The 18,753-nt window shown below is 38.1% G+C and carries 17 protein-coding genes; 7 read left to right on the top strand and 10 right to left on the bottom strand.

The genetic code is table 11. The features are described from left to right. Positions 1 to 10 precede the first annotated feature (10 nt). The 4 genes from opp1F to opp1B are packed head-to-tail and all read right to left on the bottom strand — an operon-like array spanning position 11 to position 4,028. On the bottom strand, positions 11 to 967 hold the full coding sequence (gene opp1F, locus IGL42_RS03250) for an oligopeptide ABC transporter ATP-binding protein Opp1F (protein WP_002355795.1): 957 nt from the start codon (positions 965 to 967) through the stop codon (positions 11 to 13). Further along, positions 967 to 2,025 (bottom strand): oligopeptide ABC transporter ATP-binding protein Opp1D, encoded by a 1,059-nt coding sequence (gene opp1D, locus IGL42_RS03245; RefSeq protein WP_002355794.1) that lies wholly within the window; start codon positions 2,023 to 2,025, stop codon positions 967 to 969. Before opp1D ends, opp1F begins: the two co-directional genes overlap by 1 nt. A 9-nt stretch (positions 2,026 to 2,034) precedes the next feature. Then, on the bottom strand, positions 2,035 to 3,087 hold the full coding sequence (gene opp1C / locus IGL42_RS03240) for an oligopeptide ABC transporter permease Opp1C (protein ID WP_002355787.1): 1,053 nt from the start codon (positions 3,085 to 3,087) through the stop codon (positions 2,035 to 2,037). After that, positions 3,087 to 4,028 carry an oligopeptide ABC transporter permease Opp1B gene (gene opp1B, locus IGL42_RS03235; RefSeq protein ID WP_002381304.1) on the bottom strand — a complete coding sequence of 314 codons (942 nt, stop codon included), beginning with the start codon at positions 4,026 to 4,028 and terminating at the stop codon, positions 3,087 to 3,089. Before opp1B ends, opp1C begins: the two co-directional genes overlap by 1 nt. Positions 4,029 to 4,118: 90 nt before the next feature. On the opposite strand from opp1B, the gene IGL42_RS03230 reads away from it, so the two are divergent. Further along, positions 4,119 to 4,469, top strand: a complete 351-nt coding sequence (locus IGL42_RS03230) for a DUF3899 domain-containing protein (RefSeq protein ID WP_002355784.1) — start codon at positions 4,119 to 4,121, stop codon at positions 4,467 to 4,469. Positions 4,470 to 4,547: 78 nt separating this feature from the next. On the opposite strand, the gene opp1A is transcribed toward IGL42_RS03230, so the two are convergent. Beyond that, complete coding sequence (opp1A, locus tag IGL42_RS03225; RefSeq protein ID WP_002381303.1) at positions 4,548 to 6,218, bottom strand: oligopeptide ABC transporter substrate-binding protein Opp1A; 1,671 nt, start codon at positions 6,216 to 6,218, stop codon at positions 4,548 to 4,550. A gap of 243 nt (positions 6,219 to 6,461) precedes the next feature. Between opp1A and IGL42_RS03220 the strand changes: the two genes are divergently transcribed. The 6 genes from IGL42_RS03220 to fni all read left to right on the top strand — a co-directional run bounded on the left by IGL42_RS03220 (position 6,462) and on the right by fni (position 12,511). Next, on the top strand, positions 6,462 to 7,535 hold the full coding sequence (locus IGL42_RS03220) for an FUSC family protein (protein ID WP_002355782.1): 1,074 nt from the start codon (positions 6,462 to 6,464) through the stop codon (positions 7,533 to 7,535). Then, entirely contained in the window at positions 7,532 to 8,167 is a 636-nt protein-coding gene (locus IGL42_RS03215) for a pentapeptide repeat-containing protein (RefSeq protein WP_002355781.1), read from the top strand. The genes IGL42_RS03220 and IGL42_RS03215 overlap by 4 nt, the downstream gene beginning before the upstream one ends. Positions 8,168 to 8,435: 268 nt before the next feature. After that, positions 8,436 to 9,380: a mevalonate kinase gene (mvk, locus tag IGL42_RS03210; protein ID WP_185776384.1), complete on the top strand. Its 945-nt coding sequence runs from the start codon at positions 8,436 to 8,438 to the stop codon at positions 9,378 to 9,380. Continuing rightward, the gene (gene mvaD, locus IGL42_RS03205; RefSeq protein WP_002355778.1) at positions 9,380 to 10,375 is read left to right on the top strand and encodes a diphosphomevalonate decarboxylase; all 996 of its coding nucleotides are present in this window, start codon (positions 9,380 to 9,382) and stop codon (positions 10,373 to 10,375) included. Before mvk ends, mvaD begins: the two co-directional genes overlap by 1 nt. Positions 10,376 to 10,377: 2 nt before the next feature. Continuing rightward, entirely contained in the window at positions 10,378 to 11,484 is a 1,107-nt protein-coding gene (locus IGL42_RS03200) for a phosphomevalonate kinase (protein WP_002355777.1), read from the top strand. Continuing rightward, entirely contained in the window at positions 11,468 to 12,511 is a 1,044-nt protein-coding gene (gene fni / locus IGL42_RS03195) for a type 2 isopentenyl-diphosphate Delta-isomerase (protein ID WP_010710756.1), read from the top strand. The genes IGL42_RS03200 and fni overlap by 17 nt, the downstream gene beginning before the upstream one ends. A gap of 44 nt (positions 12,512 to 12,555) precedes the next feature. Here the strand turns inward: fni and adhE are convergent, their stop codons facing one another. From adhE to IGL42_RS03170, 5 genes are all read right to left on the bottom strand, one after another. Further along, on the bottom strand, positions 12,556 to 15,153 hold the full coding sequence (adhE, locus tag IGL42_RS03190; protein WP_002388933.1) for a bifunctional acetaldehyde-CoA/alcohol dehydrogenase: 2,598 nt from the start codon (positions 15,151 to 15,153) through the stop codon (positions 12,556 to 12,558). 155 nt (positions 15,154 to 15,308) lie between these two features. Beyond that, complete coding sequence (locus tag IGL42_RS03185) at positions 15,309 to 15,614, bottom strand: post-transcriptional regulator (protein ID WP_002355774.1); 306 nt, start codon at positions 15,612 to 15,614, stop codon at positions 15,309 to 15,311. 261 nt (positions 15,615 to 15,875) lie between these two features. Beyond that, the gene (gene yajC, locus IGL42_RS03180; protein ID WP_002383336.1) at positions 15,876 to 16,274 is read right to left on the bottom strand and encodes a preprotein translocase subunit YajC; all 399 of its coding nucleotides are present in this window, start codon (positions 16,272 to 16,274) and stop codon (positions 15,876 to 15,878) included. 60 nt (positions 16,275 to 16,334) lie between these two features. Then, on the bottom strand, positions 16,335 to 17,480 hold the full coding sequence (tgt, locus tag IGL42_RS03175) for a tRNA guanosine(34) transglycosylase Tgt (RefSeq protein ID WP_002355772.1): 1,146 nt from the start codon (positions 17,478 to 17,480) through the stop codon (positions 16,335 to 16,337). 158 nt (positions 17,481 to 17,638) lie between these two features. Further along, on the bottom strand, positions 17,639 to 18,745 hold the full coding sequence (locus IGL42_RS03170; RefSeq protein ID WP_002379176.1) for an iron-containing alcohol dehydrogenase family protein: 1,107 nt from the start codon (positions 18,743 to 18,745) through the stop codon (positions 17,639 to 17,641). Between the last annotated feature and the right edge of the window lie 8 nt (positions 18,746 to 18,753).

The raw sequence follows: 18,753 nt of genomic DNA, 5'->3' as shown, positions 1-18,753 counted from the left end.
AAGAAGCTGGTTATAAACCAGCTTTTCTTTTCTTCTCTTCAATTTTTTCACGGTACATTGCAACTTCGTCTTCAGCACAATAAACATAGTGTCCATTGAGAATTTCACGGAGCTCACGATCTTTCCCATCTGCCGCTGCAGGCTGGTAAACGATCCGTTTACGTGTGCGTTCATAGTCTGGATCTGGTAATGGAATCGCAGAAAGCAAACTTTCTGTATAAGGATGAACGCCGAAATTATAGACATCATCACTTGTGCCCATTTCCAATAATTTCCCACTGTGCATTACGCCAATTCGGTCACTGATATGTTTTACCATCGATAAGTCATGTGCGATAAACAAGTAAGTTAAGCCTTGTTCTTTTTGTAAATCTTGTAATAAGTTTACTACTTGGGCTTGAATCGACACATCCAAAGCCGAAATTGGCTCATCACAGATAATGAAACGTGGATTAACCGCTAAAGCACGAGCAATCCCGATCCGTTGACGTTGCCCACCAGAAAACTCATGAGGATAACGCGTACTGTGACTTGGATTTAATCCCACCGTTTTTAAAAGTTCATTGACTTTTTCTTCCCGCTCTTTTGGTGTTTTAGCTAATCCATTGACATCGATTCCTTCAGCAATAATATCATTGACTTTCATTCTTGGATTCAATGAAGCATATGGATCTTGGAAGATCATTTGAACATCGCGACGGAATGCTTGCATGTCCGCTTTTGATTTAATTTTGCTAATGTCTTTTCCATCGAAAAGAATTTCACCAGCAGTTGGATCATATAAACGAATGACACTGCGACCAGTTGTTGATTTTCCACTTCCTGATTCGCCAACTAATCCAAAGGTTTCGCCTTCATAAATATGAAAACTAATGTCATCAATGGCTTTTACTTCGTCTTTACGACCAACATTGAAATACTGTTTCAAACCAGTGACTTCTAATAGGACTTTTTTCTCTTCTGCCATTAATTACTACCTCCTGGATTTTTTTGACGCTCTGCATAAATTGCCCAACGACGAACAATCTCTGCTGGAGGCGTAACTTTTGGTGCTTGTGGTGCTAATAACCACGTTGCTGCTTTGTGGGTTGGTGATACTTCAAAATAAGGTGGTTCTTTTTCTGTATCAATTTTTAAAGCAAACTCATTCCGTGGATAGAAGGCATCTCCAGTTGGTGGATCTAATAAATCTGGAGGTGAACCTGGAATCGCATAAAGTTTGTCTTCTGTTCCTTCCATCGTTGGCATTGACCCTAAAAGTCCCCAAGTATATGGATGTTGTGGATTATAGAAAATTTCTTCTGCTGTTCCCACTTCAACCAGACGTCCACCGTACATGACAGCGACACGGTCAGCCACGTTTGCTACTACCCCTAAATCATGGGTAATGAAAATAATCGAAGTGCTAATTTTTTCTTGTAAATCTTTTAATAACTCTAAAATTTGTGCTTGGATGGTTACATCCAACGCTGTAGTTGGTTCATCTGCAATTAGAACTTCTGGATAACAAATTAAAGCAATTGCAATGACAATCCGTTGACGTTGTCCACCAGAAAATTGGTGCGGATAGTTTTTCAAACGTTTTTCAGCATTAGGAATGCCCACTAATTTTAGTAATTCTAATGCTTGCGCTAAGCCTTCTTTTTTTGAGACTTTATTATGTTTGATTAATGATTCCGCCACTTGTTTGCCAATTGGCATCGTTGGGTCTAATGAAGTCATCGGATCTTGGAAAATCATTGCGATTTCTTTACCACGAATGGCTTGCATTTGTTTTTCTGTTTTATGAACAATATCTTGTCCTTTAAACAAAATTTCCCCGTTATCAATATTGGCATTACTGCTCAACAAACGCATAATACTGCGGGTTGTAACAGATTTACCACTCCCTGATTCACCTACGATGGCTAACGTTTCACCTTTATAAAGATCAAAACTCACACCACGAATGGCGTTGACTTTACCTGCAAATGTATCAAAGGAGATTCTTAAGTCTTTAACTTCTAATACTTTTTCCATAGTCATTCACCACTCTTACTCTTTCATCTTAGGATCAAATGCGTCACGTAAACCATCAGCTAACAAGTTGAAACAAATCATGATAACTGAAAGTGTTGCCGCTGGAATCCACATTAAATATGGAAGGAAACGGAAAGTTTTGTATCCTTCGTTTAACAAGGTTCCTAAAGATGCGGTTGGTGGACGTAAGCCTAACCCAATAAAACTTAGGAACGCTTCAAAGAAAATTGCCGATGGGATACTGAACATCATTTGGACAATAATGACACTTGAGATATTCGGTAAAATATGTTTAATAGCAATTTTCCAACGAGATTCGCCCAATGTTTCTGCTGCCATGACAAACTCTTGGTCTTTTAGTTTCATGGTCTGGGCTCGCACAATCCTGGCCATTGATATCCAGTTTGTAATAACCATGGCCAAAACAATCGAAACAATCCCTGGATCAAAGACTGTTAGCATCAAGATCATAACAACTAAGTTAGGAATACCAGAAAGAACTTCTAAAATACGTTGCATTACTGTATCGACACGACCGCCGACTAACCCGGAAATCAGTCCATACGTTACCCCAATCGTAATATCTAGAATTGCCGCGATAAACGCAATTAATAAGGAAATACGTGTTCCCATAAATAAACGACTTAGGACATCACGACCTAAACCATCTGTTCCTAGATAAAAGTTTACGTTATCTGGAACGTTTGCTTGTGCATATTTATCAACTAATTGACCAGCAACTGTTGTTTTACCATTTAAACCATTCACGCTTTCCAAGCCAGGAATTCGTGGTGGTAAGTTAATGTAAGAAACATTTTGTTTCGTTGGGTTATGTGGTGAAACCCAAATGGTAATAATAGAGATAAAGATAATAACTGCTAAGAAACTCATTGAGATAACTGCAGCTTTATTCTTTTTCAAACGACGCCATGAGTCTTGTAAGAAACTTAAAGACGGTGTGGCAATACGCTCTCTTTCTTTTAGAGTTGAAGTGTTTAGAGGCTGAAACTCATCTGCCGGAATATCTTTAATCGCTTGTGGTAGATTATTTTTATTGACTGTTTCCATTAGCCTTTTGCACCTCCTGATACGCGAATTCTTGGATCAATTAAACCATAAAGTAAGTCAACAATCAGAATTACAACAACTAACATTGTTGAATACAAAATAGTTACTGCCATAATTGTTGGATAGTCGTTTGTCATAATTGATTTTACAAACTGTTCCCCAATTCCAGGGATGGCAAAAATATTTTCTACTACTAAAGAACCTGTCATTAAACCAACGGCTAAAGGTCCTAATAAGGTAATCAATGGAATTAAACTGTTTCTTAACCCGTGGCGGAATGCAACTTGCCAGCGACTCAAGCCTTTTGCTTTGGCTAATTCGACATAATCACTATGCAAGACCTCTACCATCTCGGTTCGAATAAACCTAGCCGAATCGGCCATTGGACTCATTGCCAAGGCAATAGTTGGTAAAATTGTGTAGGCAAAACCATTCCACATAGCAATTGGTAAGATTCTTAATTTCATTGCAAAAATGTATTGTAATAATACCGCGAAAACAAAGTTTGGAATAGAACGACCTAAAATGGCTAACAATGTTGCCAACGTATCTACCCAAGTATTTTGACGCATCGCTGCGATAATCCCCAATAAAATACCGACTAACGTACCAAAGATAATCGCTTGTCCTCCCAGTTGAAGGGACGGCCCAATTCGACCAGCTAATAACTTAGCAACAGGTTGGTTTTTAAATTGGAATGAAATACCAAAGTCTCCCGTTACCAGGTTCTTTAAGTAAATTCCGTATTGAACAATCACTGGTTTATCTAAGCCAGATTGTTTATTCAACATAGCGATTGTTTCTGGACTAAGTTTTTCTTGGTTGGTATAAGGCGTACCTGGTAATAATTGCATTAAGAAAAACGTAATCGTTGCGATTAACCACAAAGTGATAATCATGAAAAAGATCCGTTTAAGAAAATATTTTCCAAAACTATTCAATAATGACACCTCCGAGATTTTTTTGACTTCCTCAGTTATTTTCGTTAAAGTAATGACTAGATAGACCACAATAATAGATAGGGTGAACACATGAAAACTTTTAAATGGCCAATTATTACAGCCGTTATTTCCAGTATCGGCATTTTTCTTTACTTATTAATAAGTAAAGAACCTATCACTACCTCCTCATTATCAGATACCTTCTTTATCGTTTCGCTTTTCTTTTTAATTATCGGCATTGCTTTATGGATTATGTCCTCTGGCTTTTTCGATAACTTTCAGCGCTCAATGAAAAACGCGTTTCGTTTTAAAAAGAAAAATGAACCGAAAGAGTTTATCCCGCTTTCAGTCATTGGCGATGCACATCGCTCTTTCTGGCTAAAAACTGGGGGCATCTTACTGATTCTGTCTTTAGGCTTTCTACTATTTTACTTGGTCTAAGACAAGATAGCAAGAGGACCGTTGCCTTTTATTCCATGGCAAAGGTCCTTTTTTGTTTGCTATCGATCTTTTGTCAGGTTATTCTGAAATGTATGCCCATTTGTAGTCATACGTTGCGCCAGCAGGATGAACTGCGACATCTTTGACTTTTTCAGCACGTAAATGCGCTTCTGATTTTTGGAATAATGGTACCACACCCATGTCTCCCATAATCGTTTTCTCTGCATTTAACATATCATCCCAACGTTTTTCAGGATCTGTCGCATCTGCACTACTTGCAGCTTTCACGAACTTGTCAAACTCTGGATTGTTATAACGTCCACGGTTATATGAGTTATCTGAAGCAAATAAGTCTAAGAAACTACTTGGATCAGCATAGTCAGCACTCCAACCACCGATTACTGCATCAAAGTCGCCTTTGTTTGAACGATCTAAACGAACAGAGAATGGAACCGGACTAACCGTTACCTTCACACCATCTAAAGCATCTTGAATTGACCCTTGAACAAATTCAACTGTTTTCTTAGAAGAATCTGCATCTGAAGAAAGAATATCCATTGTTAAAGTTGAAATCCCCAATTCTTTTTTCGCTTTTTCCCAGTATTCTTTAGCTTTTTTCGTATCATATTCAATTTGACTACCTGCTTCTTTAGCAAAGTCTTTACCGCCACTTGGGTCTTTTGCCATATCTGCTGGTACTAAACCGTTTGGCTCGATAGAACCATCCCCTAAGATTGATTCAACTAACGCTTTACGGTCGATTGAGTAAGAAATTGCTTTACGTAAGTTCGCATTTCTAAATGGTGATTTTTCATCACGTTGATTTAGTTCCATATATTGTGTTGATGCTTCTTTTTGACTAACAAAAGCTGGGTCATTGGCCATTTGTTGGGCTAATTCACCAGAAAGAACGACATCGTCTGTTTGTCCATCTTGGAACAAGTTCAACGCGGTTGGTGATTCTTTCACGACATTCACATCTACTGAGTCCAGTTTCACTGTGTCTTTATCCCAATATTGATCGTTTTTCTTGAATGACCATTTTGTATCTGTACCAGGACCATCAAAGCCGTCTAAGACGAATGGACCATTGTAGACAGCACTTTCGCTGTTTGATGCATAATTTTTACCATATTTTTCCACAATATCTTGACGTTGTGGGAAGAACGATGGGAAAGCTAATAAGTAATCAAAGTATGGTGTTGCTTTTTCTAAAGTGATTTCTAATTCTGTATCACTGACTGCTTTAATTCCTAATTCTGATTTATCTTTTTCCCCTTTAGCAATGGCATCACCATTTTTTACAGAGGCATACAGATAAGCATATTCAGAAGCTGTCGCTGGATCAACTGTTCGTTGCCATCCGTAAACATAGTCATTAGCAGTCACTGGTTTACCGTCTGACCATTTTGCATCTTTATTTAATTTAATTTTGTATGTTAGTCCATCTTCAGAAACTTCTGCTTTTTCCGCTGCACCTGCAGGTTGGACTTTGTTATCTTTGTCTAAACGATAAATTCCTTCATATACATTATTTAATGCAATAAAACTAATTCTGTCTGTTGCTAGTGATAAATCAGCTGTTGGCATTTCTTGTTGTTCTGTGACACGTAAAACTTGTTCGCCACTTGCCTTACCGCCACCAGACGCACTTGAGCTATCTGACGTTCCGCCGCCTCCACAAGCCGCTAAAGTTGTTACGCTAAATAATGTAATCACACCGAATGTTAATGACTTTTTCAATTTCATAGTGTTGCCTCCTAAAATAATACAATCTGTATTTTCTGAAAAATCAGAATTTAATAATTATTTATTGCTATGGAATATATCTTACATTTTTCATATTAAAATTGCAAGTCAAAATGTTAACTTTTTTTAATTTTTCTTCTCTTCCTATCAGAAACCCCTCTTTTTCTTCCTGTCTTTTATTGCAATTCTTTTGTCAGTTTTCTAAACATTATGGTAAATTAGGAAGTAAAGGAGTGACAAAATATGAAAAATTCTACGTTTTTAAAGGATTTGTTTGCTATTGATAAAGCAAATGACGAATTATTTCGGTTAGTTGGTGTCGCAATTTGTATGGCAATTCCATTATTAATTGGTTATTTTTCCAATAATTTACTCATTGGGACCTTTGGCTCGATGGGCATTTATACGTTTATTTATTATCAGCCGCTTCCTTTGCCTCAATTATTGCGCAGACTGAATATTGTTGGCTTTTTTATTGTTCTGGGCAACAGCTTAGGAATGCTAAGTCACCATGTACCTTGGTTGATTCCCATTACAATTGCCATCGTCGCTTTTCTTGCACGCTTACTTTTTAGATTGTATGGCATTGAGAAGCCTGGTGCTTTGTTAGTTATCATGTCAACCGCAATGGGAACAAGCAACAATTTTCCTTTACATAAGATTCCCATCATGGCCAGTTTTGTTCTTTTAGGAGTAGTGACCGGCATTATCATGGGCATTGTGCTTCATTTCATCGACAAGCGCCCCTACGTTTTTCAAAAACGGATGTCTCTTCAAGAACGACTTTATATTGATCCCGCTTCTTTATTAGATGCTTTGCATTATGCGGCCATTTTATTTTTAGCGGCTTATTTAAGTCAATCGCTTCATTTAGTCAACGCTTATTGGATGACGTTTACTTGCGCAGCCATTTTACAAGGGGAAAATTTACATTCTGTGATGCAGCGAAATGTGCAACGGATTCTAGGTACGAGTCTCGGTTTGTTGCTTTCTGCAATTTTATTAATGATTCCCTTTACACCTTTACAAACAATCGGTATCATTAGTATTCTATATGCAGCTTTTGAAGGATTCATTAACAGAAACTATGCGATTGCCAGCTTTTTTATTACCCCGATGTCCTTATTATTATCAAATCTTGCACGACAGCAAGTCATTAGTAATCTTTTAAACTATCGATTAGTCGGGATTGTGTTAGGTAGTTTACTTGGTTTTGCCGGCGCTTATGTTTTCACAACTGCGCTACGTTTCTATAATCGGGCCTACTCAATTGATGAAACCTTTGAAAATCAACAAGAAGAAAGAGGCGTTTTATGAAAATAACTTATCCCTTGCCACCAAATCTACCAGAACAACTTCCTCTATTAACGAACTGTCAATTAGAAGATGAGGCAATCTTAGAAAATCATTTGTATCAGCAGATTGATTTACCGAATCAAGAAGTTCGTAACTTAGTCTTTCGGGATGCTGTTTTCGATCATCTTTCATTAGCAAATGGCCAGTTTGCTTCTTTTGATTGTAGTAATGTGCGTTTTGAAGCTTGCGATTTTTCTAACGTCGAATGGCTGTCTGGCAGTTTTCATCGAGTGACTTTCCTTCGTTGCAATTTGACAGGAACGAATTTTGCAGATAGCTATTTAAAAGATTGTCTATTTGAGGATTGCAAAGCCGATTATGCTTCTTTTCGTTTTGCAAATTTTAATCTTGTTCACTTTAATCAGACACGTTTAGTCGAAAGTGAATTTTTCGAGGTCACCTGGAAGAAACTCCTTCTAGAAGCTTGCGATTTAACCGAAAGTAATTGGTTAAATACTTCTTTAAAAGGATTGGATTTTTCCCAAAACACCTTTGAACGCTTGACTTTCTCACCAAACTATTTATCAGGTCTTAAAGTCACCCCTGAACAAGCCATTTATTTGGCAAGTGCCCTTGGTTTGGTGATTACCTAAGAAAATTTTAAAAAAATAGCCGAATAACTGGTTCTGTCGGTTCTTTCTTATTAAATTGTTATTAATTTTTTGGAAAAACCAACGGAACCATTTTACTTGTGCCTTATTTTTAGGTAAACTATCTTAGGTTAAGCAATCTCTTTTTTGGAACAAGAGAAACTTTTGGAATCATTTCCTATAAATCATGAAGAGATTATGACAAACGTTCTTCTAATCCAAGAACGTCTTTTGTCCTATACTCGATTCTACTCAAAAGGAATGTCAGTGAATGAATATAAAAAAACAAGGCCTCGGTCAAGCGACGGGAAAAATCATTTTAATGGGGGAACACGCCGTTGTTTACGGCGAACCAGCAATCGCCTTTCCTTTTCAAGCGACAGAAATCACAGCCGTCTTTACCCCAGCAAAAACTATGCAGATTGATTGTTCATATTTTACAGGATTGCTTGAAGACGTGCCCCAAGAGCTAGCAAATATCAAGGAAGTTGTTCAGCAAACCTTACATTTTTTAAAGGAAGATACATTTAAAGGCACTTTGACCTTAACAAGTACGATTCCCGCTGAACGAGGAATGGGCTCAAGCGCAGCAACCGCTGTGGCCATCGTTCGAAGCCTTTTTGATTATTTTGATTACGCTTATACATATCAAGAATTGTTTGAGCTTGTTTCCTTAAGTGAGAAAATTGCTCATGGCAATCCTAGTGGTATCGATACCGCAGCAACAAGCGGCACTGATCCCTTATTTTTTACTAGAGGATTTCCGCCCACACATTTCTCGATGAATTTATCTAATGCCTACTTAGTAGTAGCTGATACGGGAATTAAAGGTCAAACACGTGAAGCAGTGAAAGACATTGCGCAGCTAGCTCAAAATAATCCCACAGCAATCGCTGAAACAATGAAACAATTAGGTTCTTTTACTAAAGAAGCAAAGCAGGCAATTTTACAAGATGATAAACAAAAATTAGGTCAGCTAATGACGTTAGCGCAAGAGCAACTCCAGCAATTAACCGTCAGCAACGATATGCTGGATCGACTAGTGGCTCTCTCTCTAGAACATGGCGCTCTAGGAGCAAAATTAACCGGCGGCGGTCGCGGTGGCTGTATGATTGCCTTAACAGATAATAAAAAGACCGCACAAACCATTGCACAGACTTTAGAAGAAAATGGAGCTGTTGCTACATGGATTCAATCATTAGAGGTGAAAAAGTAATGCTTTCAGGAAAAGCACGAGCGCATACAAATATTGCTCTGATTAAATATTGGGGAAAAGCCAATGAAGAATACATTTTACCAATGAATAGTAGTTTATCATTAACATTAGATGCCTTTTACACAGAAACAACTGTGACATTTGATGCCCATTATTCAGAAGATGTATTTATTTTAGATGGTATCTTGCAAAACGAAAAACAAACAAAAAAAGTCAAAGAATTTTTGAACCTTGTTCGTCAACAAGCCGATTGTACTTGGTTTGCAAAAGTGGAAAGTCAAAATTTTGTGCCTACTGCAGCTGGTTTGGCTTCTTCAGCGAGTGGTCTAGCTGCTTTAGCTGGGGCCTGTAACGTAGCCTTAGGATTAAATCTTTCAGCAAAAGACTTATCACGTTTAGCGCGACGTGGTTCAGGTTCTGCTTGTCGCAGCATTTTTGGTGGTTTTGCTCAATGGAACAAAGGCCACTCTGATGAAACGTCGTTTGCTGAAAATATTCCAGCCAATAATTGGGAAAACGAATTGGCCATGCTCTTTATCTTAATTAATGATGGCGAAAAAGATGTTTCCAGCCGTGATGGAATGAAACGAACAGTAGAAACTTCTAGCTTTTATCAAGGTTGGTTGGACAATGTGGAAAAAGATTTATCCCAAGTTCATGAAGCAATTAAAACAAAAGACTTCCCTCGTTTAGGAGAAATCATTGAAGCCAATGGGTTAAGGATGCATGGAACAACCTTAGGCGCTGTCCCTCCATTTACTTACTGGTCCCCAGGCAGTTTACAAGCGATGGCTTTAGTTCGCCAAGCACGGGCCAAAGGAATTCCTTGTTACTTTACAATGGATGCAGGTCCGAATGTCAAGGTCTTAGTCGAAAAGAAAAACTTAGAAGCATTAAAAACATTTTTAAGTGAACATTTTTCAAAAGAGCAGTTAGTCCCAGCTTTTGCTGGTCCCGGAATTGAATTGTTTGAAACGAAAGGAATGGATAAATAAGCATGATTGAAGTTACTACGCCAGGAAAGTTATTTATTGCAGGAGAATATGCCGTTGTTGAACCTGGCCACCCTGCCATTATCGTTGCTGTGGATCAATTCGTAACTGTAACTGTCGAAGAAACAACAGATGAAGGCAGTATTCAATCTGCACAATACAGCTCGTTACCTATTCGCTGGACACGCCGAAATGGTGAGCTTGTATTAGATATTCGCGAAAATCCCTTTCATTATGTTCTAGCGGCGATTCATCTAACTGAAAAATATGCGCAAGAGCAAAACAAAGAATTGTCATTTTATCATTTAAAAGTGACGAGTGAATTAGATAGTTCAAATGGACGAAAATATGGTCTTGGTTCAAGCGGTGCAGTAACCGTTGGAACTGTCAAAGCCTTGAATATTTTTTATGACTTAGGTTTGGAAAATGAGGAAATTTTCAAATTATCAGCATTAGCTCACTTAGCCGTTCAAGGAAATGGTTCTTGCGGAGATATCGCCGCCAGCTGTTACGGGGGCTGGATTGCCTTTTCAACCTTCGATCATGATTGGGTCAATCAAAAAGTAGCCACTGAAACATTAACTGATTTGTTAGCAATGGACTGGCCTGAATTAATGATTTTTCCGTTAAAAGTACCGAAACAACTACGTTTACTAATTGGTTGGACAGGTAGTCCTGCGTCCACTTCAGACTTAGTTGATCGAGTCCATCAATCAAAAGAAGAAAAACAAGCGGCTTATGAGCAGTTCTTAATGAAAAGTCGGCTTTGTGTCGAAACAATGATTAATGGCTTTAACACAGGAAAAATTTCTGTTATTCAAAAACAAATTACTAAAAATCGCCAATTGCTCGCCGAATTATCTTCACTGACTGGTGTGGTAATCGAAACAGAAGCCTTGAAAAATCTTTGTGATTTGGCTGAATCTTATACAGGAGCTGCGAAATCTTCTGGCGCTGGCGGGGGCGATTGTGGGATTGTAATTTTCCGCCAAAAATCCGGGATTTTACCATTAATGACTGCTTGGGAAAAAGACGGAATTACCCCACTGCCACTTCACGTCTATACCTATGGTCAAAAGGAGTGTAAGGAGAAGCATGAATCGAAAAGATGAACATCTATCATTAGCTAAAGCGTTCCACAAAGAAAAAAGTAATGACTTTGATCGTGTGCGTTTTGTTCACCAATCGTTTGCTGAATCCGCTGTTAACGAAGTAGATATTTCCACTTCGTTTCTTTCTTTCCAGCTTCCCCAACCTTTTTATGTCAATGCAATGACAGGTGGTAGTCAGCGTGCAAAAGAAATTAATCAGCAATTAGGCATTATTGCCAAAGAAACTGGCCTTTTAGTTGCGACAGGATCTGTCTCGGCAGCGTTAAAAGATGCTAGTTTAGCGGATACGTATCAAATTATGCGAAAAGAAAACCCAAATGGACTCATTTTTGCCAATATTGGTGCAGGCTTGGGTGTGGAAGAAGCAAAGCGAGCGCTTGATTTATTTCAAGCGAATGCCTTACAAATCCATGTAAATGTGCCCCAAGAATTGGTCATGCCTGAAGGAGATCGTGATTTCACTAATTGGCTAACCAAGATTGAAGCTATCGTACAGGTCGTAGAAGTGCCTGTCATTGTCAAAGAGGTTGGCTTTGGCATGAGCCAAGAAACCTTAGAAAAACTCACCTCTATCGGCGTTCAAGCAGCGGATGTGAGCGGCCAAGGCGGAACGAGTTTTACACAAATTGAAAATGCCCGGCGGAAGAAACGAGAACTTTCTTTCTTAGATGATTGGGGGCAATCAACGGTCATCTCTCTTCTGGAATCACAAAATTGGCAAAAGAAACTAACTATTCTCGGCTCTGGCGGTGTGCGTAACTCTCTTGATATTGTCAAAGGACTCGCTTTAGGTGCCAAAAGCATGGGAGTTGCTGGGACTATCTTAGCTTCCCTTATGAGTAAAAATGGTTTAGAAAATACCTTAGCCCTTGTACAGCAATGGCAAGAAGAAGTGAAAATGCTTTATACTCTTTTAGGAAAAAAGACGACAGAAGAATTGACGAGTACCGCACTTATCCTCGATCCAGTTTTAGTTAATTGGTGTCATAACCGTGGTATCGACAGCACTGTTTTCGCAAAACGTTAAAGAGACCAGAACATTAATGTTCTGGTCTCTTTATTTGAGTTCTTTTATCCTACATAAGCATCTAAGATAATTTGTTTTAGTTCACTAATTAATGGTTCTTTCGGATTTGCAGTTGTACATTGGTCTTCATATGCAAGTTCTGCCATACGATCAACTGTTGTGTCTAATGTTTCTTGTGAGACACCTTGGGCTTTCAAGTTCATGTCAATTCCGACTGATTTACCTAAGTCTGCTACTGCTGTTGCTAAAGCTTCTACTAATTCTGCGGTAGTATTTCCTTTTAAGCCTAAGAATTTTGCAATGTCTGCATAATCAGTATCGGCGCGGAAGTAATCATATTTAGGGAACATTGCGTGTTTTGATGGATCTTTCGCATTGTAACGAATAATATGTGGTAATAAAATCGCATTTGTACGACCATGTGGAATGCCATATTCCCCACCAATTTTATGAGCGATAGAGTGACAAATACCTAAGAATGCATTAGCAAATGCCATCCCTGCCATGGTTGATGCATTATGCATTTTTTCGCGAGATTCCATATCTGGACGTTTCACTGAATTTTCTAAATGATCGAAAACTAACTTGATTGCTTGTAAACTTAAACCACGTGTGTAATCTGAAGCCATCACGGAAACATAAGATTCAATAGCATGTGTTAAAACATCCATACCTGTATCTGCAGTGACTGAAGCTGGCACAGACATTACGAACTGTGGATCAACAATCGCTACATCTGGTGTTAACGCATAGTCTGCTAACGGATATTTCACGTGTGTTTCACTATCAGTAATAACGGCAAATGGTGTAACTTCTGAACCAGTTCCTGAAGTAGTTGGGATACAAACAAATTGTGTTTTTTCTGGTTTGGCAATTTTATATGTCCGTTTGCGGATATCTAAGAATTTTTGTTTTGCACCAAAGAACTCTGTATCTGGGTGTTCATAGAACATCCACATGCCTTTCGCCGCATCCATTGCAGAACCGCCACCCAAGGCAATCACTGTATCTGGTTGGAAATCAACCATCATTTTGGTACCTGCATAAACAGTATTTGTTGATGGGTTTGGTTCAACATCAGAAAATACTTCGATTTTCACATCATTTTTACGTTTTTGTAGCTCTTTACGTACGATATCTGCATAGCCAAATTGAACCATACCTGGGTCACAAACTAACATGACACGTTCAACATTTTCCATTTTTTGTAGATATTGTAAAGAATTTTTTTCAAAGAAAATTTTTGGAGGTAATTTAAACCATTGCATATTATTTCTCCGTTTCGCTACCGTTTTAATATTAATTAAGTTAATGGCTGATACGTTTTTAGAAACAGAGTTTTTCCCGTATGAACCACAACCAAGTGTTAAGGATGGAATCATTTCGTTATAAATGTTACCGATACCGCCTTCTGCTGATGGAGTATTCACTAAAATACGACAAGCTTTCATACGTAAACCAAAAGCAACTTGTAACTCTTCATCTTCTGTATGAATTACTGCTGTATGTCCTAAACCACCTAAGTTTAACATCGCTTCACATAGTTCAAAAGCATGCTCTGCATTGTTTGATTTCATCATTGCTAAAACTGGCGATAATTTTTCTCTTGATAATGGATATTCTGGACCTGCACCTTCTAATTCAGCGACTAAAATTTTTGTGCCTTTTGGTACGCTAATTCCTGCTAATTCAGCAATTTTTTCTGCAGAGTTACCGACAATCGCTGGATTTACTGCGTATTTGCCTTCATTCATCACTGCATCTTCTAGTTTTTGTAATTCATTCGGTTTCACGAAGTAAACATTGTGTGCTTCAAACTCAGCTTTGACAGAAGCATAAATTTCTTTATCCACAATGACCGCTTGCTCAGAAGCACAAATCATTCCATTATCAAATGATTTTGAAACAATTAAATCATTAACCGCACGTTTTACTTTAGCCGTTTTTTCAATATAAGCTGGTACGTTCCCAGGACCAACGCCTAGTGCTGGTTTACCTGTTGAGTACGCAGATTTTACCATGCCTGCGCCACCAGTTGCTAAAACAATGGCAATCCCTGGATGATTCATCAAAGCAGATGTTGCATCAATCGATGGTTGTTCAATCCATTGAATACAATTTTCTGGTGCACCTGCTGCAATCGCCGCATCCCGTACAATACGTGCCGCTTCTGCCGAACATTTTTGTGCGCTAGGATGGAAAGCAAAAACAATTGGATTTCTTGTTTTTAAGGCGATTAGTGATTTAAAAATAGTTGTTGACGTTGGGTTTGTTGTTGGTGTGACCCCACATACCACGCCAACTGGCTCAGCAATTTCCATTAAACCGGTTTGTTCGTCTTTGTTAATTACACCCACTGTTTTATCATGTTTAATATTATTCCAAATGTATTCAGATGCATACATATTTTTGATTGCTTTATCTTCATAGATTCCACGGCCAGTTTCTTCGACAGCCATTTTTGCTAAAGGCATATGTTGGTCTAAAGCCGCCATCGCCATTTGATGGACAATGTGATCTACTTGTTCTTGTGTAAAATCTTCCATTGCTTTTAAAGCGACATTCGCTTTTGTTGCTAATTCATCAATCATTGATGAAACATCAACTGTTTCTGTCTTTTCTTTTTTTACTGTTTTAACCATGTTCATCCTCCTAAGAGTTTCATTTTAAAAAACTTTGTTAACTATTTCACATTCACATCATACAACATAAAATGAATCTTGTAAATAGTTTTTGTGATATTTTTCACAACTATTTATAATTTTTTTATCTCAAAAAAAAAGACCTATTCTTTTTTCTAGAATAAGTCTTCAATATCATGCCAGTCCCTTAAAGGATTTTTTGATGTCTGTGCCAATAATTGTTGATAGTCAAAAAATTCATTCGGCTTAACCTTCTGAATGTCTTTGCGACAGTCTTTGACAGATAAATGGGTTTGTTTTTTCCAACGATAGGTGAGTAAATAAGTCAATAAATCTTCTTCGTTGATGGAAGAATAACCTAGTTCACGAAAATTTTGGCACTTCTTTTTAATACTTTTATTGAGCATTTTTTGTTGTAACCAACTTAATTTTTCCTTTGTCATGGGCTCTTCTCCTTCCAACCAAGCGAAAGATTGCTCACTTTTTAACTATCTTCCAACACTATAAAAAGGAACCTTTTTTGTAAACTTAATAGTTAAAAAGGACTTAGGACGTAAGTCCAAATGACCTACCTTCCTAGTCCTACATTTTAAGATAAACGACACGAGCGGAATAGGAATTATCTCTTCTTATTGGCTTTCTCGTGTGACTACTGGTCACAGTTTCGCCTTTGAAAAGCCTGTTCCGCTCTCTTTAACCATTAAATGAATCAGTTGAATCGTTTAGTCTTTCTTTTCTTTTGAAGGATCTGATGTTTCAGGAACTTCAGTTACTTCTTCTGTGACTGTCTCTTCAACTTCTGTGACTGGTACACTAGTTACTGCTGAATCATTTGTAACAGCAGTTCCAGGTGTTACAGTTCGAATTGCTGCACGGTCAAATTCTAAGACAATACCTTCGCAATCGATTAAAACTGTTTTTTCGTTGATTTCACTTAAAACACCATGTAAACCACCAATTGTGACAACACTATCGCCAGTTTTCATTGCGTTTAGTTGTTTTTGACGTTCTTGCTGTTGTTTCTTTTGAGAACGTGTCATGAAAAACATCATTCCTCCTAAAAGGACTAATGTAAAAATCATTGTAAATCCGCCACCCATTTGTTTCACCTCACTCTGCATTATTCACACTACTAACTGTATCAAAAAAATGCTTGAAGAACTAGTTTTTTCCTCTAATTTTTAGAAACTTTTTGCATTCGCTTTATTAAAGCCATATTCTTCAAAAAACGCTTGTCGGAATTCTAATAAATTGTCGTCCATAATTGCTTGACGGACGTTTTTCATTAAGTCTAACAAGAAGTATAAATTATGATACGATGTTAAACGGATTCCGAATGTTTCATCACATTTAATCAAATGACGAATATAGGCCCGCGTATAATTACGACAAACATAACAATCACATTTTTCATCAAGCGGACGAAAATCTCTTGCATATTGGGCATTTTTAACAACCAAGCGACCTTGTGAAGTCATACAAGTACCATTGCGCGCAATACGTGTTGGTAGCACACAATCAAACATGTCAATCCCACGAATCACTCCATCAATTAATGAATCAGGGGCACCCACACCCATTAAGTAACGTGGTTTATTTTCAGGAATTAACGGTGTCGTAAAGTCTAAGACTCGGTTCATTTCTTCCTTAGACTCACCAACAGATAAGCCACCAATCGAATAGCCAGGAAAATCCATACTCACTAAATCTTTAGCACTTTGACGACGTAAATCTTCAAATCCCGCACCTTGAACAATACCGAATAATCCCTGTCTATCAGGATTCGCATGGGCTTTTAAGCCACGCTCAGCCCAACGAGAAGTCCGTTCAATCGAGCGTTTGACATACTCATAGCTTTCATCAAATGGTGGACATTCATCAAAGCTCATCATAATATCTGATCCTAATTTATTTTGAATATTGATCGCTTTTTCTGGAGAAAGGAACATTTTTGAACCATTTAAATGATTTCTAAAATGCACACCTTCTTCTTCGATTTTCCGCATATCACTTAATGAGAAGACTTGGAAGCCACCTGAATCAGTTAAAATAGGTTGATCCCAGTTCATAAATTTGTGTAAACCGCCTGCTTCTTCGACTAAATCTTCACCTGGGCGTAACCATAAATGGTAAGTATTACTTAAAATAACACCGGCACCCATTTCTTTTAATTCTTCTGGTGACATTGTTTTAACTGTCGCAAGTGTACCTACCGGCATAAACATTGGTGTTGGAAATGTGCCGTGAGGAGTAATTAATTCACCTAAACGCGCACCTGTGTGTTTATCTTTTTTGATTAAACGATAACGAATGGCTGGTTCCGTCATTCATTTCCCTACTTTCTACTATAATTTGTCCTCCCATCATCATACTTTTTTTTTATTGAATTTGCAAGGATTTCTCAAGGTTTCTTTCTTCAAAAAAGGATCCTTAAAAAACAGCAACTAGTTCAAATAATTCAAATGAGCTAGTTGCTGTTTGGCACTTATTTTGTCGCTGTATATTTTTCTAAATCTTGCATCGCTGTTTTCACAATTTCAGGGGTAATTTTTTGTTTCATATAATGAATCGTTTCGCCTTCTATACAAGCACGTTCTGCTACTTCTTGATACTCGGCTTCAGTTAAGTCCATGTCCATTTCTTTTAAAGAAATAGGCAAACCTAGTTGGTGATAGAAAGGAATCAATTCAGCGATTTCTTGCCATTTCTCTTCAATGGCTAATTGAACAAACACACCATACGCCACTTTGTTTCCATGCAATTGTCGATGGCTAGCTGGCAGCAAAGTTAGTGCATCATGAATGGAATGGGCACCCGCTGTCCGACCATAATCATCGCCAAAGCCACCCACCATTCCACCAATAATTAAATTCGTTTCGATGACATCAATAAACGATTGATTTAATTGCTGCTCTTCCATCGCTTTTAAAGCATTGATACTTTCATTTAACAAAATATCGCGGCATTTTTCCGCGGCAAAATGAGAAACTTGAATAGGTAACACTTGGACGTCTAACTGCGAAATAATCGCATCTGCTTCGTACCATTTAGCTAATGTATCCCCAATACCTGCCACCATTAAGGACCGAGGCGAATGCAATAACACTCTTGGTTCTACCAACACCAAAGCGTTTGCTTGCGGAAAAACGTCATACCGTTCCATTGCTCCATCTTCTCGATACATTACACTCAATGGCGTGCACGGCGCACAAGTAGCTGCTAAAGTGGGCAAAATAATTACCGGTAACGCCATTTTGTGTGCTAAGGCTTTGCCCAAGTCGGCCACTTTTCCTCCACCAACAGCGACGATGGCCTCTAAATGATTGTCCAGCACTTGTGCTTCTAACTCTTGCACACGTTGATCTGTACAAACACCTCCATAGTTTTCAAAAACAGCTGTTACTTTTTGAAACGTCGGAAAATACGGTTTTGCCGCTTGCCATGACTCAGTCCCGTGTAAAATGAATACACGATGAATATTTCTGCATAATAGTTGTCCTTCTAATAATTCCCACGAACCAATTTCGCAAAGATACTCTTGTGGTGTCCCTCTCACAATTAATGATTGCTCCATCTTGAAAATCCCCTTCATTTTTGACT

This window comes from Enterococcus sp. DIV0712, from assembly GCF_050554855.1.
Taxonomy (GTDB): Bacteria; Bacillota; Bacilli; order Lactobacillales; family Enterococcaceae; genus Enterococcus; species Enterococcus faecalis.
This window is presented reverse-complemented; position numbering and strand designations above follow the sequence as displayed.

Excerpts from the sequence above, each read along its gene's own strand:
- opp1F (WP_002355795.1), bottom strand. The coding sequence starts at position 967 with ATGGCAGAAGAGAAAAAAGTCCTATTAGAAGTCACTGGTTTGAAACAG.
- opp1D (WP_002355794.1), bottom strand. The coding sequence starts at position 2,025 with ATGACTATGGAAAAAGTATTAGAAGTTAAAGACTTAAGAATCTCCTTT.
- opp1C (WP_002355787.1), bottom strand. The coding sequence starts at position 3,087 with ATGGAAACAGTCAATAAAAATAATCTACCACAAGCGATTAAAGATATT.
- IGL42_RS03230 (WP_002355784.1), top strand. The coding sequence starts at position 4,119 with ATGAAAACTTTTAAATGGCCAATTATTACAGCCGTTATTTCCAGTATC.
- opp1A (WP_002381303.1), bottom strand. The coding sequence starts at position 6,218 with ATGAAATTGAAAAAGTCATTAACATTCGGTGTGATTACATTATTTAGC.
- IGL42_RS03220 (WP_002355782.1), top strand. The coding sequence starts at position 6,462 with ATGAAAAATTCTACGTTTTTAAAGGATTTGTTTGCTATTGATAAAGCA.
- IGL42_RS03215 (WP_002355781.1), top strand. The coding sequence starts at position 7,532 with ATGAAAATAACTTATCCCTTGCCACCAAATCTACCAGAACAACTTCCT.
- mvk (WP_185776384.1), top strand. The coding sequence starts at position 8,436 with ATGAATATAAAAAAACAAGGCCTCGGTCAAGCGACGGGAAAAATCATT.
- mvaD (WP_002355778.1), top strand. The coding sequence starts at position 9,380 with ATGCTTTCAGGAAAAGCACGAGCGCATACAAATATTGCTCTGATTAAA.
- IGL42_RS03200 (WP_002355777.1), top strand. The coding sequence starts at position 10,378 with ATGATTGAAGTTACTACGCCAGGAAAGTTATTTATTGCAGGAGAATAT.
- fni (WP_010710756.1), top strand. The coding sequence starts at position 11,468 with ATGAATCGAAAAGATGAACATCTATCATTAGCTAAAGCGTTCCACAAA.
- adhE (WP_002388933.1), bottom strand. The coding sequence starts at position 15,153 with ATGGTTAAAACAGTAAAAAAAGAAAAGACAGAAACAGTTGATGTTTCA.
- yajC (WP_002383336.1), bottom strand. The coding sequence starts at position 16,274 with ATGCAGAGTGAGGTGAAACAAATGGGTGGCGGATTTACAATGATTTTT.
- tgt (WP_002355772.1), bottom strand. The coding sequence starts at position 17,480 with ATGACGGAACCAGCCATTCGTTATCGTTTAATCAAAAAAGATAAACAC.
- IGL42_RS03170 (WP_002379176.1), bottom strand. The coding sequence starts at position 18,745 with ATGAAGGGGATTTTCAAGATGGAGCAATCATTAATTGTGAGAGGGACA.